This window comes from Rhizobium sp. LjRoot98 (assembly GCF_964252935.1).
Lineage (GTDB): Bacteria > Pseudomonadota > Alphaproteobacteria > Rhizobiales > Rhizobiaceae > Pararhizobium.
This window is the reverse complement of sequence record NZ_CAXUPW020000002.1, coordinates 131215-145399: the sequence shown is the minus strand read 5'-3', so window position 1 is coordinate 145399 and position 14185 is coordinate 131215. Positions and strand designations below refer to the sequence as shown.

Annotated in this window: 11 protein-coding genes; 4 read left to right on the top strand and 7 right to left on the bottom strand. The window is 59.4% G+C overall.

The features are described from left to right. Positions 1-26 precede the first annotated feature (26 nt). The gene (locus tag ACSQ3J_RS09310) at positions 27-881 is read right to left on the bottom strand and encodes a DUF4432 family protein (RefSeq protein WP_060506710.1); all 855 of its coding nucleotides are present in this window, start codon (positions 879-881) and stop codon (positions 27-29) included. 208 nt (positions 882-1089) lie between these two features. Here ACSQ3J_RS09310 and ACSQ3J_RS09305 point away from each other — a divergent pair, with 208 nt between their 5' ends. Both ACSQ3J_RS09305 and ACSQ3J_RS09300 read left to right on the top strand, forming a co-directional pair. Then, complete coding sequence (locus tag ACSQ3J_RS09305; protein ID WP_082512320.1) at positions 1090-2466, top strand: L,D-transpeptidase family protein; 1377 nt, start codon at positions 1090-1092, stop codon at positions 2464-2466. Positions 2467-2825: 359 nt separating this feature from the next. Next, positions 2826-4115: an NAD(P)/FAD-dependent oxidoreductase gene (locus tag ACSQ3J_RS09300; RefSeq protein WP_060506708.1), complete on the top strand. Its 1290-nt coding sequence runs from the start codon at positions 2826-2828 to the stop codon at positions 4113-4115. Between the two features lie 67 nt (positions 4116-4182). Here the strand turns inward: ACSQ3J_RS09300 and ACSQ3J_RS09295 are convergent, their stop codons facing one another. The 6 genes from ACSQ3J_RS09295 to ACSQ3J_RS09270 form a co-directional block, all read right to left on the bottom strand. Continuing rightward, the gene (locus tag ACSQ3J_RS09295) at positions 4183-4875 is read right to left on the bottom strand and encodes a ParA family protein (RefSeq protein ID WP_060506798.1); all 693 of its coding nucleotides are present in this window, start codon (positions 4873-4875) and stop codon (positions 4183-4185) included. A 217-nt stretch (positions 4876-5092) separates the two neighbouring features. Beyond that, on the bottom strand, positions 5093-6238 hold the full coding sequence (locus tag ACSQ3J_RS09290) for an iron-containing alcohol dehydrogenase (protein ID WP_060506707.1): 1146 nt from the start codon (positions 6236-6238) through the stop codon (positions 5093-5095). A 3-nt stretch (positions 6239-6241) separates the two neighbouring features. Beyond that, positions 6242-7621, bottom strand: a complete 1380-nt coding sequence (locus tag ACSQ3J_RS09285; protein WP_060506706.1) for an aldehyde dehydrogenase family protein — start codon at positions 7619-7621, stop codon at positions 6242-6244. 100 nt (positions 7622-7721) lie between these two features. Continuing rightward, entirely contained in the window at positions 7722-9092 is a 1371-nt protein-coding gene (locus ACSQ3J_RS09280) for a glutamine synthetase family protein (RefSeq protein ID WP_060506705.1), read from the bottom strand. A gap of 104 nt (positions 9093-9196) precedes the next feature. Then, a complete protein-coding gene (locus ACSQ3J_RS09275) occupies positions 9197-10744 on the bottom strand; it encodes an amino acid permease (protein WP_060506797.1) in 1548 nt (515 codons plus the stop codon). A gap of 113 nt (positions 10745-10857) precedes the next feature. After that, entirely contained in the window at positions 10858-11625 is a 768-nt protein-coding gene (locus tag ACSQ3J_RS09270; protein ID WP_156397736.1) for an N-formylglutamate amidohydrolase, read from the bottom strand. 290 nt (positions 11626-11915) lie between these two features. Here ACSQ3J_RS09270 and ACSQ3J_RS09265 point away from each other — a divergent pair, with 290 nt between their 5' ends. Continuing rightward, the gene (locus tag ACSQ3J_RS09265; RefSeq protein ID WP_060506703.1) at positions 11916-12773 is read left to right on the top strand and encodes a MurR/RpiR family transcriptional regulator; all 858 of its coding nucleotides are present in this window, start codon (positions 11916-11918) and stop codon (positions 12771-12773) included. A 240-nt stretch (positions 12774-13013) separates the two neighbouring features. After that, a complete protein-coding gene (locus tag ACSQ3J_RS09260) occupies positions 13014-14117 on the top strand; it encodes an ABC transporter substrate-binding protein (RefSeq protein WP_060506702.1) in 1104 nt (367 codons plus the stop codon). Positions 14118-14185: the final 68 nt, after the last annotated feature.

The window sequence follows — 14185 nt, the reverse complement described above, 5'->3', positions numbered from 1 at the left end:
TGTCACGCGTCAATTGGAAAGGCGGATCACCGGATCTGGAACGCCAGCGCATACTCGACCGTCCCGCCGGGCGCCAGCATCGGCATTTCGCCCGCCGCGGCAAGCTCGGTGCGCTTAGCAAGCCGGTGGGAAACCGGCTCAATGCTGATCACGTCGGCCGTACCGCGTTGACACCGCCACATCTGCAGGAAAGGCAGGGTCGCCGTGGAAAACCGGACGATCAGGCAATGGCCGCCCAAAGCCGGCAGCGGCCCAAGCGTCACCTGCGCCCAGCCGTCCTCGGCGGCCGGAGCGGCAGGCACGCAGAAATGCGCACTCTCCCCCTCGCCGAATCGCCAGCCACGCTCTTCGCCGCCGAACATCGTCCCACGGATCCGTGTTTCCTCGCCCGCAATCCAGCCGCCGATATTCATGTGATACATCAGCATCGGCGCAAACGGGCTCTCGCCCGTGTTCGTCACCCGATCGGAAAGCGTGACCTCCCGCTTGTCGGCACTGATGGCCCACTGGCGGGAAACACGGGCCTTTCCACCCGTCGCAAGCACGACATCGGTTTGCGCGGTGCAGCCTGGCGGTTCATCCGGTAGCGACATCCGGGTCTCGCCCACCGGCGTGCCGCACAGCGAGCCGTGCAGAGGAAATCTTTGCCCGTCATCCTGTCCCTCGACGGGCTCGGGGTGGCGGATATGGTCCGGGCCGCAGGTGAAGAAAAACCCCTGCAGCGCATGATCGATGCGCCGGTCGCCGCCGGATGGAATTGCCGTGCCGGGAGAAAGGTCGATCCCATCGACAACGAACGCACCGATATCCAGCGCAGACTGACGGTCGAGAAGAATCTGGAAATCATTTTCCGGGTCGCCACCGGAGATTCGGATCGGCATTGTTGGTTCTCCCGTGTGCTCCACCCGGTTGAATCGGGAATAATTGAAAGCTATCGCAAGGAAACGGGCCTATCACCTGCTCAAAATGGTCAACCCACCGAATTCGAAGGATTTTAGGGAACTGTTCATAATGAATTCAGTTTATTCATATTACCGTCCCAATTGATTTGTACGCCCCGAGATCAACTGCCAGATAACAGGTTTCACCGTGACGTTCGTTTCCAGAACCCGCCTTGCCCTTTTTTCCGCCGTCAGCGTGCTCGCTTTTGCCACTGCCGCCGAAGCGCAAGACAGTTATGGCCGCCTGCCGCCCAATTCGGTGCTGGTGACGCCGCAAGGTGATATTCTCGATTACATTCCTGAATCCGGTGACGTGCGGATGATGCGCGACCGCCGCGGCCGCACGGTTCTGGTCGATAGCTGGGGCAATGTGGTCGCCACCGTGATGGGAACGGGACGGCAGGGCAATGACATGCGCCGCCGCGAACGCAACCGCGACGTCTATGTCAATCCGGACTACGGTTATTCCGATCCCGCCTTCACCGACCAGGGCTATTCGCGGCAAGGTGAAATTACCGGTTCCATTCCGGACTACCGCGATGTCTCGCCGGGAAATGTCGATCGGCAAGAGCTGCCGGCAAGCCTGCCGATGCAGGACGAGAACGACATGGCTGCCCTGCCGCCCGAGGATAACGGGCCAGAGCGCCAGTCCCTGCCATCTGCCGCCCGCATCACCAAGAAATCCAGCGCCGAAATCACTGCACTCCAGGTTTTCCTCGATAGGGAAGGTTTTTCTCCGGGCGTGATCGACGGCAAGACCGGTTCCAATGTGACAAAGGCGATCGAAGCCTGGCAGCAGGCAACCGGAGAAACGCTCGATCCAAACAATACCGACGACATCCTTGAGCGACTACGTTTCACCGGCGGCCTGCCGATCACCACCTACACGATCACCGCGGCCGATGCGGCCGGCCCCTACGTCGCCTCCATTCCGGAAGACTATGCCCACAAGGCTGTCTTGCCGCACCTTTCCTTTACGTCGACATCGGAAATGCTGGGCGAGAAATTCCACATGGACGAGGCCTATCTGCGCGAATTGAACCCCGGTATCGATTTCACCATCCCCGGCACCATCATCAAGGTCATCAATCCGGGCGAGACCAAGAAGGCCAAGGTCACCCGCGTTGTCGCCGACAAATACCGCAAGCAGGTGTTTGCCTATGATGAAGCAGGAACATTGATCGCCGCGTATCCGGCAACCATCGGCTCGTCCGACACACCGTCACCTTCCGGCACGGTGCAGGTCGACCGCATCGCGCTCAATCCCGGCTACACCTACAATCCGAAGATCAACTTCAAGCAGGGCCAAAACGACAAGGTCCTGACCCTGCAGCCGGGGCCGAACGGCCCGGTCGGGACCGTCTGGATCGCGCTGTCAAAACCGACCTATGGTATTCACGGCACTCCGGAGCCGTCCAAGATCGGCAAGACCCAGAGTCATGGCTGCGTCCGCCTGACCAACTGGGATGCAACAGAGCTCGCCAAGATGGTCAGCGTCGGCACGACGGTGGAATTCATTGACTAAGAGCGATAAAACTCAAAATCCTCCCCTATTTGGGGGGTGACGAACAAACAACATCAGCGAAGATGAATATGTCAGGGTTGCCGTCAGCTGCAGCTTGGACATAGACCCCGTCACTGCGCCGGCTTGCCGGTACGGAACGCGATATGATTGGGCATAGGTTCGCGGAGGCGGAGATCGGAGGTCGTGGCGCTTAGCTTGGTGGCGCCACGACCTCACTCACGTGATCTCCCGCGGGTGCGCAAAGGCCGATATCCCGATACCTCATGACCTCATCAGATATTGTCATTAAAAGACGTTGCGGCAATGCATTATCTGTCGGAAAACTGAAACACCAATTCCGACAGACAAGGATTGCCGTAATGGCCGCCGAACGCACTCTTCCCAACCTCTGGCATGCCACGGCACCGGCGGCCCCGCAAACAGGGCCGCTTGCGACCGATATCACGGTCGATGTCGCCGTGATCGGTGGCGGCTTTACCGGCCTTTCGGCGGCATTGCATCTTGCTGAAAAGGGTGTCAGCGTTGCCATTGTAGAGGCAAGGATGATCGGCTTCGGTGGCTCCGGCCGCAATGTCGGATTGGTCAATGCTGGTATGTGGACGAAGCCGGAGGATCTGATCGCCACACTCGGGGCCAAGGTCGGTACGCGGCTTTTGACGGAACTCGGCGATGGCCCGTCGCTGGTCTACCATCTTGTCGAAAAACATGGCATCGCCTGTGAAGCCGTCCGCAACGGTACATTGCACCTGGCAGTCGGCGGCGAGGGTATGAAGGATATTCAGGACCGCGAGCGGCAGTGGAAGACGTTTGGTGCACCCGTCGAAGTGGTCAATGCCGATCGTGCCACATCGCTGACCGGCGCAGCCGGTTTTGCCGGTGCTCTGCTTGACCGGCGGGCCGGCACGATCCAGCCGCTGGCCTATGCCCGAGGCCTTGCCCGTGCGGCCCTTACAGCCGGCGCACAGATCTATACCGAAACACCGCTGCGCGCCGCCGCGCGCACGGGCGACCTGTGGAAGCTGACGGCGGGTGGCGGCACCATCACCGCCAAGTCCATCATCGTCGCCACAAACGCCTATGGCGACATGCTCGCCCAGACGCCGTGGACGACGTACACGCAAGAACTGACGATCCTGCCCTACTTCCAGTTTGCCACCAATCCGCTGTCCGACCACATCGCCCGCACCATTCTGCCGGAGCGGCAAGGTTGCTGGGATACCGGGCTGGTAATGACGTCCTTCCGTATGGACCAACAGAATCGTCTGATCTTCGGCAGCGTTGGCCGCCTGGATGCGATCGCTGAAGGTACTCATCGCGCGTTTGCAAAACGCTCGCTGCGTACCCTGTTTCCGGCGCTCGGCGATTTCCGCTTCGAATACTGGTGGGACGGCCGTATCGGCATGACGACGAACAACCTGCCGCAAATGCACGTGATGGCCCCGAACGTCTTTTCCGTGAGCGGCTATAACGGCCGTGGCATCGCACCTGGCACCGTCTTTGGCCGCGCGCTGGCAAACCATGTCATGGGGGAGCCCAACGCGTTGCCACTCGCCGAAACGCCAGTCACCCCCGATCCTTTGCGTAGCGTCAAGTCTGCCTTCTATCATGCGGGCGCGCAGGCCAAGCACTTTATCGACCGCCGATTTTAGGGTTCGTGAAACGCAAAACGCCGCGTCGAGCCACGCGGCGTTTGAAATATTGGAAAGCCCGCAGATATTAAGCGGCGCGGCGCATGTTTCGGGTCAACCGGAGCGGAACAAGCTGCCGCACTTCGTCACCAAAGGCACGGGCGTTCTGACAGGCCTTATCGAGATTGCTGACCCGCAAGGGGTCCATCGTCTGCAAGGTGCCACCACAGTCAAAAACATCACGGAAGGCCGCGCGCTCGATGATCGGCGTATCGAGCACCCGCACTGCCCTCTCGGACAGCAGCTGCTTAACCACCTGCAATGCGCGCGTCGTCACCAGTGAGTTGACGCGCGTCAAAACGACGGAATGATCGATACGGATTCCGGCCTTTTCTTCGAGATGGCCGAGCAATTCCAACACCTGGGCGCCGCCCTTGGCGTCCATGGCACAGCCCTGGATCGGGATCATCACATGATCCGACAGACCAATGGCGGTTGCCATCAATGTGTTGCGCGCGCCGGCAAGGTCGATGATGAAATAATCGGTCGTTGCCCGGTTGTCGTTGATATGCGTCTGGATCGACGCCATCGTCACATAGGAAATCACCTCGATATTCGGGACCTTGCCCGAAATATCGTGCCAATGGGAAATCCAGTGTTGCGGGTCAGCATCAAGAATGGTGACGCGCGCGCCGCTGCGCGCCAGTTCGGTTGCCAGGATCAGCGCGGCAGTCGTCTTGCCCGCGCCGCCCTTGGTGTTTGCGAATGTAATGACTGGCATGTCCGTTCCTGTCTGAAAAGTCAGAGCCGCTGCATGGCTCTCGGGGAGCGCAAATCGCATCGCGCTTCGATTAACCAAACCTTTCAGATCGTGGTTAACAAAGACTGAATGCGCCCTCCCTCGAATTAACTACCCGGCCAAGATCAAGCCTCCCGGACATGAAAAAAGCCCGGAAAACAAAGGTTTTCCGGGCTTCTCAGGAACAATGCTATCGACGTTAAATGCAGTCGCGGAAAAGCTTCTTGGCAGCATCGAGTGTCAACTCGACCGGATTGCCACCGGCCGTCGGGTCGACGATCGCCATCGCTGCCATTTCGTCGATACGGTCTGTGCCGACGCCCAACGCCGACAGCTTGTCCGGCACGCCGAGGTCTTCGCGCAGCTTCAGCACATAATCATAGAACCCGTCGAACCCGCCGGAAATGCCGAGATAGGCGGCCGCCAAGCCGATCTTGCCTTCGATCGCCGGACGGTTGAAGCGCAGCACCGGCGGCATGACGACGGCATTGGTCATGCCGTGGTGGGTGTTGTAGATGGCGCCGACCGGATGCGACAGCGAATGGATGGCGCCGAGCCCCTTCTGGAAGGCGACGGCGCCCATGGCAGCCGCCGACATCATGTTGGCGCGGGCTTCGATATCCGTGCCATCCTTATAGGCGCGCGGTAGATATTCCTTGACGAGGCGCAGACCTTCCAGCGCGATACCGGCCGACATCGGATGGTAGAACGGCGAGGAATAGGCTTCCAGGCAATGCGCGAATGCGTCCATGCCAGTACCGGCGGTGATCACCGTCGGCATGCCGACTGTCAGTTCCGGGTCGCAGATCGTCACCGCTGGCAGGAACTTCGGATGGAAGATTACCTTCTTCGTGTGGGTTTCTGAATTGGTGATGACCGAGGCGCGGCCGACTTCCGAACCGGTACCGGCCGTCGTCGGCACGGCGATGATCGGCGCAATGCCCTCGACGCTGGCGCGGGTCCACCAGTCGCCGACATCCTCGAAGTCCCAGACCGGACGGCTCTGCCCAGCCATGAAGGCGACGCACTTGCCAAGGTCAAGGCCAGAACCGCCACCGAAAGCGATGACACCGTCATGGCCGCCAGCCTTGAAGGCTTTTACGCCGGCATCGAGATTGACGTCGGTCGGATTGCTGTCGACATCGGCAAACAGCGCGCGGCCAAGACCGGCAGCCTCAAGGATATCGAGCGCGTTCTGGGTGATCGGCATCGGTGCAAGGCCACGGTCGGTGACCAGAAGCGGCTTCTTGATGCCGAGCGCCTTGCAATGGTCGGCAAGCTCCTTGATCCGCCCTGCCCCAAACTTGATGGATGTCGGGTAGCTCCAGTTGGCTGTAATGGTCATCGTTCAGGCTTTCTTCAAATGGTAGGATTTCGGGCGGGTCAGGTTCTGGAAACCGATAACCGAGAGCGAACCGCCGCGGCCAGTTTCCTTGACGCCGGTCCAGCATAGCGCCGGATCGAGGTAGTCGGCGCGGTTCATGAACACGGTACCAGTCTCAAGATCGTTACCGATCCGGGCAGCACGTTCCGGGTCCTTGGTCCAGAGCGACGTAGTCAGGCCGTATTTGCAATCGTTCATGAAGGCCAGCGCTTCAGCGTCGTTCTTCACCTTCATGATGCCGACGACGGGGCCAAAGCTCTCTTCGGTCATCACCTTCATCGAGTGGTCGACATCGACCAGAACCTGCGGGGCAAGATAAGCGCCGCCATCATCCTGCGGAAACAGCTTCGGATCGACCAGAGCCTTGGCGCCTTTGGCGATGGCTTCGGCGGTCTGCGAGCGTACTTCGGCAGCGAAGCGCTTGTGCGCCATCGGCCCGAGAGAGGTTTCCTGCTCCAGCGGATTGCCAAGCTTGTAGGCCGAGGCAAAGGCGACAGCCTTCTCGACGAAATCGTCATAGAGGTTCTCGTTGACATAGATGCGCTCGATACCGCAGCAGCACTGTCCGGAGTTGAACATCGCGCCGTCCATCAGCGTATCGACGGCCGCATCGAGATCCGCGTCTTCCATGACGTAACCCGGGTCCTTGCCGCCGAGTTCGAGGCCAAGCCCGGTGAAAGTGCCAGCGGCCGCCCGCTCGATCGACCGCCCACCTTCAACCGAACCGGTGAAGTTAACGAAATCAAAGCTCTTGGCCGCGATCAGCTGCGACGTCGTTGCGTGATCGAGGAAGATGTTCTGGAACACATCTTCCGGAACACCGGCCTCGACAAAGGCGCGCACCATGCGCTCACCGACCAGGATAGTCTGGCTGGCATGCTTGATGATCACGGTATTACCCGCCATCAGCGCCGGAGCAACCGTGTTGATCGCGGTCATATAGGGATAATTCCACGGTGCGATAACGAACACCACGCCATGGGCGACCCGTTCGATCCGGCGCTCGAAATTGGCGCTGTCCTCGACAATGATTGGCGCCAGGGCATCGGCGGCGATCGTTGCCACATAGTTGGAACGCTCGTTGAAGCCGCGGAACTCGCCGCCGTAGCGGATCGGACGCCCCATCTGCCAGGCAAGCTCAGGCACGACCTCGTCGACCATCTCGTTGAGGCGTGCAACACCGGCCAGCACCAGCTTGACGCGGTCCTCGACCGGCCGCTTGGACCAGCTTTTCTGCGCGATCCGCGCCCGCGCAACGGCGGCGGATGCGGCAACGGCGTCAACCGCCGGCCGCTCCGCGTAAACCTCCCCGTTCACCGGGGAAATGCATTGGATCATGGTCATGATCATCTTCCTGTTTTAGGCTTTGAAAATATTGGATGCCACGGACCGGCCGCTGGCCTGCCCGTGGCAGATAGAGTGCGACTACACCCGAAATAAGGCCTTACGCCCGCTCGAAACCGCGTGCCACCTCCCAATCCGTGACGCGGCGGTCATATTCTTCCTGCTCCCATTCGGCAGCGCGCGTGTAATGTTCGATAACATCCTCGCCAAAGGCATCAAGCAACATCTTCGACGAATTCATCGCGCGCGTCGCATCCCGCAACGTACCCGGAATTTCGCGGATATTCTTGCCGCCATAGGCGTCACCGACGAACGGTGCCTCAAGTTCCATCTTGCCCTCGATCCCGGCGATACCGGCCGCAATCAGTGCCGCCATGGCGAGGTAAGGGTTGATATCGGAGCCGCCGACGCGGCATTCGATACGGATTGCCTTGGTGCCTTCGCCGCAAAGACGATAACCGGCTGTGCGGTTGTCCTTCGACCAGACGGCCTTGGTCGGCGCAAACGTGCCCGCCATGAAGCGCTTGTAGGAATTGATGTAGGGTGCGAGGAAATAGGTGATTTCGCTGGCATGGGTCAGAAGGCCGGCGACGTAGTGGCGCATCGTTTCCGACATGCCGTATTTGGCCTCCTTGTCGAAAAAGTGCGGTGTCTTGCCGTCGGCGCTCCAGAGCGACTGGTGGATATGCGAGGATGAGCCGGCGGCATTGTAATTCCACTTGGCAAGGAAGGTGATCGCCTTGCCCTTGCTCCAGGCGATTTCCTTGCAACCGTTCTTGATGATCACATGCCGGTCCGCCATGGTCAGTGCATCGGCGTAGCGCACGTTGATTTCCTCCTGGCCGGCCGATGCCTCGCCCTTGGAATTTTCAACGGGAATGCCGGCGCCCTGCAGGCCGTTGCGGATCGCCCGCATGACGTCCTCTTCCTTGGTGGTCTGGAAGATGTGGTAGTCTTCGTTGTAGCCACTGGCGAGCTTCAGGTTGCGGTAGCCGCTTTCGCGTGCTGCGTCATAGGTCTGGTCGAACAGGAAGAATTCAAGTTCGGTCGCCATGAAAGCCTTGAGGCCCATGGCTTCAAGGCGGGCGATCTGGCGCTTGAGGATGGCGCGCGGCGAATGCGGCACTTCCTTGTGGGTATGATGGTCGAGCATGTCGCAGAGAACCAGCGCCGTGCCTTCGAGCCATGGAATGCGGCGAAGCGTCGAGAGGTCGGGTTTCATCGTATAATCGCCGTAGCCGCTCTCCCAGCTCGTCGACTTGTATCCGTTGACCGTTTCCATCTCGAGGTCGGTCGCCAACAGGTAGTTGCAGCTGTGGGTCTCTTCCCAGGCGCTATCGACGAAAAACTGCGCGTGAAAGCGCTTGCCCATCAGGCGTCCCTGCATATCGACCTGGCAGGCCAGAACCGTATCGATGCGGCCTTCGGCAACATCCTTCTTCAAGTCTTCAAACGAATAGCTCGCGCTCATTGCAAAAAATCCCGTGCTTGATCGTAACGCGGCCTTGCGTGGCTGCGTCTCGTGGACGTCTCGTGGAAGCCGCGGAACGCGGCTTCCACTCTGTCTTTAGCGGATCACTTCTGCCCAACGGCCTTTTCGGCAGCCGCTATTTCAGCTGCGCGGTGCGCAACTTCGTCGCCGATCGGCGGGCCTTTGAAACGGCGGCTTTCAAAGCCGAACCAGACGATGCCGGTCAGGACCAGGAAGCCGACGGTCACATAGAGAGCCGGATCATTCGGAGGCTGGACGCCGAGCACAAAGATCAGGATCATCGCCAGGATCGTCAGAACGGCAAACAGCTTGAAAACGCCTTCACCGAGGTTCCACGGGCCCATCTTGTCCCACTTCGACGTACCCCAGGCAAACAGACCCAGCGTGATCGGGATCGCGAAGGAGAAGAACAGGAAGATGACCGTGCAGGATACGACGATCGTGTAAACCGGCGTCTCGCCGATCGTTACGAGCGACGAGCCCCAGACGAACAGTACGGCAAGGATCGATCCAGTCCAGATCGCAGCTACCGGTGTACGGTAGGTCGGGCTAACCTTTGCCAGAGCCTTCGATGCCGGCAGGCCGCCATCACGCGAGAACGCGAAGATCATGCGGGAAACCGATGTCACCGTTGCCAGACCGCACAGCCATTGGCTGACCAGGATGGCGAGATAGAGAATGTCCTTGATGACCGGATTGACCTGCTCGGTCATCGCCCAGAAGAACACGTTCCAGCCCTGCTTGGCGGCCTCGTCCATGCTGGGGAGCAGCAAAACGAAGCTGCACAGCATGATATAGCCGAACAGTGCCGACCACAGAACCGAGGAAACCATGCCGCGCGGAACAGACGTTGCCGCCTTGACGGTTTCTTCCGACGTATGGGCGGAAGCGTCATAGCCGGTGATCGTATAGATCGGCAGAAGCAAGCCGAGCAGGAAGACCCAGGTGCCCGAAGTTGCCGGCCAGACATTGCCGCCGGCTTCGCCCGAATAGTTGGAGAACGTGAACAGGCGGCCGAACTCATAGGTGTCCGCTGCGGCAAGGCATACGACCGAAAGCGCGATCGCCGTTGCAAAGATCAGGTAGCCGGAGAAGTCCGTGAGCTTGGCCGTCAAGCCGATGCCCATGTGGTTGACGATTGCCTGAGCGCCGGTGATCACTACCAGGAAGAGGATACGGACTGTCGTGGTGTCTTCCAGGCCGAAATACGGCGTGCCGAACGAACCCATGAAAAAGTAATAGGTGCCGACATTGATAGCGCCGAGAACCGTGACGAGGCCGAGCAGGTTGAACCAGGCGGTAACCCAGCCGGTGAAACGGTTGCCGAGGATGGAGCCCCAGTGATAAAGGCCGCCGGCCGTCGGATAGGCGGAGCTGATCTGCGCCATGGCGACGGCGAAGACGAGAGAAACGAAGCAACCCAGCGGCCAGCCGATGCCGATCGCAGCACCGCCCGCACCCGAGGTTGCCTGGGCAAGCGAGTTGATGCCGCCGGAAAGAATGCAGATGATCGAGAAAGAAACGGCGAAGTTCGAGAAAGAGCTCATGCGCCGTTCGAGTTCTTGCGCATAGCCCATCGAATGGAGGACCTTCATGTCCTCATGTTTATCGGTATCTGAATAGTCTGACATGTTTTTCCCCTGTATCAGCCAGCTTCCAGCGGTATTGCCGGATGCCGAAATGCCAGTCCGCCCATGGAAGTCCATGGACCAGTCTCCGCGGACATGCCGCTCCCCAGGTCTTTTTATTGCGACAGTGCAGCCAGGCTTTCGTCCAGGATACCCGTCAGATAATCGGCCATGACCTTTTGGCCGATTTCATTTGAAACGAGATCGTTGCGGATCTCGACCATTACGTTGAGCAGGCCGTTCTTCAGGCCGTGCTGGATCAGAGTATGCGTGACACCGTCTGCCGGTCCATAGGGCTCGTTACGGCGTACCGCATAACGGGTTGTTTTTCCGGCAGCAGCCAGCATGGCATCCGCCAGCCGGCTATCCTCATCATGCAAGATGCCGATTTCGACATCGCGCCGCTTGCCGTGATAGACTGGCGTGAACGTGTGCATCGTCACCAGAACCGGCACGCGGCCCTGAGCTTTTCGCGCGGTGATAAAATCCGAGAGAGTGCGGGTGAAAGGCACGTAAAGTGCGTCCGTTCGCGCCTGCCGCTCGGCTGGTGAAATTGCTGCATTACCGGGTATTTCAAAGATTTCGCTGACTGGCGGCATCGCCGCTTCCGCTTCCGGCGGACGGTTGCAATCATAGACCAGGCGGGAAAAACGCTGGTAGATCAATGCAGCGTCGAGGCTTTTGACCAAAAGCTGTGCGACAGCAAGTGCGCCGGGATCCCAGGCGATATGGCTTTTGAGAGCATCCTCGGAAAGCCCAAGCGAACCCATCTTTTCCGGAAGGCGGCGGGAGGCGTGTTCACAGACCAGGAGGACCGGGCTCAGCGCTTCCGGGTTTTCCACTGCTACGGGCGATCCATCCGCCTCTGTCAAAAGTCCCGTCAACTCCGGTCCCCTTCCGGTTGCCTGATCGGCACCACGCATATCCCGGATAGGCTCAAAGCCCCTGAAACCAGACGTGGAAGCAAATGGCGGACGGCCGGTGATTTTCCTCAATTCACCGGCGACTACCGATACTGAAAAGAATTCTTCACGTTTTCTTTCGTGTCAATCGGAATCTGAAACGATCTCTTCAAAAAATCAATTGACTCGAATTGTGACAGCGATGTTTAATCTGTCACAAAGCTGGCAGAGACCGGCCCAGGGGATGAATTTTGACCAATACCGCAGGCACTATGACGGTGTCGGATGTGATCAACGCCCATTTTGCCGTGCTCACCCGCGCGGAAAAACAGTTGGCAGCGACGCTTCTCGACAACTACCCGGTCTCCGGACTCGGCAGCATCACGACTGTTGCCGAGAATGCCGGCGTGTCGACGCCGACGGTCGCCCGCATGGTGCAGAAGATCGGCTTCCGCGGATTTCCCGATTTCCAGTCGCGCCTCCATCAGGAACTTGAAGCGACCATCTCAAATCCGATCAGCAAACATGACCGCTGGGCCGCCAATGCGCCGGGCACGCATATTCTCAACCGTTTCGCCGATGCGACAATGAACAATCTGCGCGAGACGCTGGCGCAGCTGGAAACCGCCGATTTCGACGGCGCCGCCGCGATGATTGCCGAGCGCAAGCGCAATATCTATCTCGTCGGCGGCCGCATCACCCGCGCTCTTGCCGACTATTTCTTCACGCATCTTCAGGTCATCCGCTCCGGCGTCACCCAGATCGCCTCCAATTCCAGCTCCTGGCCGCATTACGTGCTCGATATGAAGAAGGGCGATGTCCTGATCATGTTCGACATCCGCCGCTACGAGCAGGAGATGGAAACGCTGTCGCGCATCGCCCGCGAACGCGGCGTGGAAATCATCCTGTTCACCGACCAGTGGAGTTCGCCTATCGCCAAATCGGCGCGGTGCGTCTTTCGCATCCAGATCGAAGCGCCTTCGGCCTGGGACAGCTCGGTCGTAACCCTGTTTGCCGTCGAAGCGCTGATCGAGGCCGTGCAGAGTTCCATCTGGGACGAGACGCATGACCGGATGAAAACGCTCGAAGGGCTGTTCGATTCAACGAGGCTTTTTCGGAAGCCGCTTTAGGAGGGGAAGTGCCTACGGAGCGTGGCGCCGGGTTGACCGGTGCGGGGATGCCGCGATCCGCAATTCAAGACAAACACGTGACGCCGGCACCCAGGCGGAAGTAAATTTTGAAAATGAAATGAAGGTGTTCCGCCTGCGAACGTCTGGCCGCAAAGGAGACAACACCTGTCACATAAGCTTCATCGGACCCCAGTATCAGCTTCCTCGAAGTTGACTGAAATAACCCAAAGGAGAAGACCAGTGATTTCACACATGCGCCGCCTGCTTTCGCTTTCGACCGCCATGGTCATGGCATCGACCGCCATCGCCGCCGCTGAACCGAGCGCCGAACTGATTGCCGCTGCCAAGGCAGAAGGCACCCTGACGACCATCGCCCTGCCCCACGACTGGTGCGGCTACGGCGGCGTCATCGAAGGTTTTAAGGCCAAGTACGGCCTGAAGGTCAATGAACTCAACCCGGACGCCGGCTCGGGTGACGAAATCGAAGCCATCAAGGCCAACAAGAACAACAAGGGTGACCAGGCTCCTGACGTGATCGATGTCGGTCTCTCGTTCGGCCCGTCCGCCAAGGCCGAAGGCTTGATCCAGCCTTACAAGGTAGCAACCTGGGATTCGATCCCGGACACAGCCAAGGATCCTGAAGGTTACTGGTATGGCGACTACTACGGCGTCATGGCTTTCGAAGTGAACAAGGACCTCGTCAAAGAAAGCCCGAAGGATTGGGCCGATCTGTTGAAGCCGGAATATGCCAACATGGTTGCTCTGGCCGGTGACCCGCGCACTGCTAACCAGGCAATCTCCGGCGTTTTCGCAGCTGGCCTTTCGGGCGCCGGCGGTGATGTTGCCAAGTCCGGCGAAGCAGGTCTTGCCTTCTTCAAGGAACTGAATGCCAAGGGCAATTTCGTTCCGGTCATCGGCAAGTCGGCTCCGCTCGCACAGGGCACGACCCCGATCATCCTGCGCTGGGACTACAATGCGCTGTCCGACCGCGACACGCTTGCCGGCAATCCGCCGGTCGACGTCGTCATCCCGGCTACGGGCGTTGTTGCCGGCGTCTACGTCCAGGCAATTTCGGCCTACGCTCCGCATCCGAATGCTGCAAAGCTGTGGATGGAATACCTGTATTCCGATGAAGGTCAGCTCGGCTGGCTGAAGGGCTATTGCCATCCGATCCGCTTCAATGATCTTGCCAAGAACAACAAGATCCCGCAGGACTTGCTCGACAAGCTGCCGCCGGCCGCTGCCTATGAAAAGGCCGTATTCCCGACGCTCGAACAGCAGGAAGCCTACAAGGAAGTCATCACCAAGGGCTGGGATACAGTCGTTGGCGCCAACGTACAGTAAGACTGTCGCAACAAGGCCTTCCCGCGACCGCGCGGGAAGGCTATTTTTCAATCTTTACAAGACGGTTT

What these genes read in the sequence shown, in the direction of transcription:
- ACSQ3J_RS09310 (WP_060506710.1), bottom strand. Translation starts at nt 881, where the DNA reads ATGCCGATCCGAATCTCCGGTGGCGACCCGGAAAATGATTTCCAGATT.
- ACSQ3J_RS09300 (WP_060506708.1), top strand. Translation starts at nt 2,826, where the DNA reads ATGGCCGCCGAACGCACTCTTCCCAACCTCTGGCATGCCACGGCACCG.
- ACSQ3J_RS09295 (WP_060506798.1), bottom strand. Translation starts at nt 4,875, where the DNA reads ATGCCAGTCATTACATTCGCAAACACCAAGGGCGGCGCGGGCAAGACG.
- ACSQ3J_RS09290 (WP_060506707.1), bottom strand. Translation starts at nt 6,238, where the DNA reads ATGACCATTACAGCCAACTGGAGCTACCCGACATCCATCAAGTTTGGG.
- ACSQ3J_RS09285 (WP_060506706.1), bottom strand. Translation starts at nt 7,621, where the DNA reads ATGACCATGATCCAATGCATTTCCCCGGTGAACGGGGAGGTTTACGCG.
- ACSQ3J_RS09280 (WP_060506705.1), bottom strand. Translation starts at nt 9,092, where the DNA reads ATGAGCGCGAGCTATTCGTTTGAAGACTTGAAGAAGGATGTTGCCGAA.
- ACSQ3J_RS09275 (WP_060506797.1), bottom strand. Translation starts at nt 10,744, where the DNA reads ATGTCAGACTATTCAGATACCGATAAACATGAGGACATGAAGGTCCTC.
- ACSQ3J_RS09265 (WP_060506703.1), top strand. Translation starts at nt 11,916, where the DNA reads ATGACGGTGTCGGATGTGATCAACGCCCATTTTGCCGTGCTCACCCGC.